This window comes from Rhodopirellula sp. JB055, from assembly GCF_043100905.1.
Classification (GTDB): domain Bacteria; phylum Planctomycetota; class Planctomycetia; order Pirellulales; family Pirellulaceae; genus Rhodopirellula.
This window is the reverse complement of record NZ_JBICHO010000019.1, coordinates 1-2927: the sequence shown is the minus strand read 5'-3', so window position 1 is coordinate 2927 and position 2927 is coordinate 1. Positions and strand designations below refer to the sequence as shown.

The 2927-nt window shown below is 56.0% G+C and carries 1 protein-coding gene; it reads left to right on the top strand.

Going from position 1 to position 2927, the window contains the following annotated elements; all coding sequences use genetic code 11:
- The coding region (locus tag ACF8AM_RS00540) for a serine/threonine protein kinase (RefSeq protein WP_392553750.1) at window positions 1-2687 on the top strand (2687 nt) is incomplete at its 5' end.
- Window positions 2688-2927: the final 240 nt, after the last annotated feature.

The following is a 2927-nucleotide window of genomic DNA, read 5'->3' as shown; positions in this document are numbered from 1 at the left end:
ACGTCGATCAGTGCGAACAATGCCAATCACGCATTCCGAAAATGCGGAACGCGTTGTCTCCGATTGCCAATGCCGACTCAGAGGAAGACTCCGTCCTAGCCGAATCGGCCTGTCAATTCGCGGTCGCTCAATTGATGTCCGCGGGCACCAGGGTTCCCCACACCTCCGCGGATCTCCCCATCGATCAAATCGGTCCGTACGAGATTCTCGGGCAACTCGGGCAGGGCGGAATGGGAATGGTGTGCTTGGCTCGTCACAACCGACTGAAACGACAGTGCGCGATCAAGTTGCTGCCACCTCACCGCGTGATGGAACCTGGATGGCTGGATCGTTTTGATCGAGAAATGACAACCGTCGCGGCACTCGAACATCCAGGAATCGTCCGTGCCACCGATGCGGGAACTCATTCTGGTTGGCACTACTTGGTGATGGAACACTTGGACGGCATGGACGTCGGCAAGATCGCCCACCGACTGGAATCTCTGCCGGTCGCGGATGCCTGCGAGATCGCTCGCCAGTCCGCCGTGGCACTGATGCATGTGCATGAAACGGGACTGATCCACCGCGACATAAAACCATCGAACTTGATGCTCACCCGAGACGGAACCGTCAAACTATTGGACCTTGGTTTGGTTCTGGCGGGCGACGATCCGCTAGCAACGGACGACCGACTGACCACCGTGGGACACCTGATGGGCACCTTGCCCGCGATGTCGCCCGAGCAGTTGCTTGACAGCCGAAAAGTCCAACCGGCGTCGGATATCTATTCGCTCGGCGCGACCCTGTACCGTTTGATCTCTGGCCGTTGGCCGCATGCAAACGAAGGTGGCTTGGCGGCACGCGTGTTGGCAATCACGAGCGAGTCCAATCGATCGACTCCGCCTCCGTTGAGCCGTTTGCAACTTTCGGTCGAATCGGAACTGGAAACGTTTGTCGGTCAAATGATGCACCGGCAACCTGACCAGCGTCCCAGCGGATCGGTCGTCGCCGAGCGACTTGCAACCTGGTCCGGCGTTGCCAACTTGAAAGCGTTGCTCAGGAGAGCGGAAGCGACCCCGGTGTCCGACGCACCGATCACACCATCATTTCCGCTGGCAACGAAACCTGCTTCACCACCACCGGGCGGCGGCAAACACAACTGGACCGCGTGGTTTGGGCCGTTGGGATGGCTCGCAGCAGCGGCCTTGCTCGCAACGGTCGTGATCCAAATCAAAACCGACAAGGGTTTGGTGACGGTGACCACGGATGGCAAAGACACCCAGGTTGCGGTGGAGGAGGACGTCCATAATTCAACGGAAGAAACCATAGCACCCTCCACCGAGAAATCGCTGGCTGAAGGAATCGACTCAACCGGCGGCGAGAAAATTTATCTCGGCGAAAACCTCGATCATTGGCTCGGAGTCTTCCGTCGCGAACAACAAATGGAACGTATTGGCCAAGCCATGCGAGCGGTTGAGTTGCTGTCTCGCAACACGCCCAAACGCGAAGAAGCCGCTCGAGTCACGTTGGAGTTGGCAAATGAGTACGGGACTCAAATCATTGATGACACTCCAGACCAAAATGGAGGCGGCTTTGGGGGACAAAGCCCTCCGAACCAACGTTTCATGGGCTATCTGACGCAAACCTTTGACAACTACCTTCCAACCCCTGGCCTTCGACCACTCGGCGAGACGCTGGTGGATGGCAATGAGAAGGCTAAAATCGCAGCCATCACGTTGCTCAACCAGTATCTTTCAGGCGTCCAAGGGAACACTTTTTACGCAGAGCGAGAGGAATCAGTGACTGAATTTTTCAGTCAGTCTGGAGCGACCGTCGATGGCCGATCGAAAACAGAGACTTTGCTTCAACAGCTCGGAAAAGCTTCCGACGACTTAAGGATGTCGGCTTCGAAGGCTAGTCACGAAGACCGCTCCATGAACAATGCTGCGGGAGAGGCCTACTACGCTCGCCAGTCAGCTTGGTCAGTTGCCATGCGGATTGTAAAGATGACCGGCCCGCATACTGCAACTCCAGATTGGATCGCCGAATACGTCCATGAGCAGGTCGATGAGGCGGTTGCTGTTTACGAACAACGTGAGATCGATCCGGAGTCAGGGGAGACCAAGTGGGACTACAGCGATCCCAATGCAGCCTACGGTTTTTCAATGGGCGGTTTCGGCGGAGGCTCGCAAATGATCACCACCCCGACTGCCCCTGACTGGCTGTTGTCGCGTGAACTCTTCCTCGCCGCCATCGAAATGCAAAGGGAAGGTCGGCTCGATTTACCTATCCAGTTCGCAGCAGAGACGCTGGCCCATCCGATTTTCAATTGGTATCCATTGGAAGGAGAAACACTTGACGACGTGGTTCAGACATTGACGGCGATCGACCCTAAGGCTCCTTTTCTGATTGCATTTCATCTCGACCGAAGCTTCCAAGAAATGGACCGCCAATACCAAGCCAGCCAGAACGCAGAATGGCTTCGCCCTCTGACGTATTTTCAGCAGCGTCTTAAAGAAGGTTTGGCATCCGTCTACACCACTCACGTCGATCACCCCGAACAGGCCCACCATCGACTCGAACGCCTGGTCAACTCATTGCCAAAGCTGTCGTCGTTCCAACCCACCACCGACCACGACAAAGACTTCTGGCTCTCCATGCTAAACGACCTCAAACAGCGATCCGAAAGCGACGCTGCACCAGAGTAGAACATTTGTCCCCAAATGTTCCGTGTGCGAGGTCCGATATTCCAGCGCCCGCTCCCACCCATTCCAAACGAAAACAGTTCGAACCATCCTTCGCGAAGATCGCTGTGAGGCGGAACAGTTGGGGACAACTGTTCTACCGACTCAGAGTAGAACATTTGTCCCCAAATGTTCCGTGTGCGAGGTCCGACATTCCAGCGCCCGCTCCTCCCCATTCCAAACGAAAACAGTTCGAAACACCCT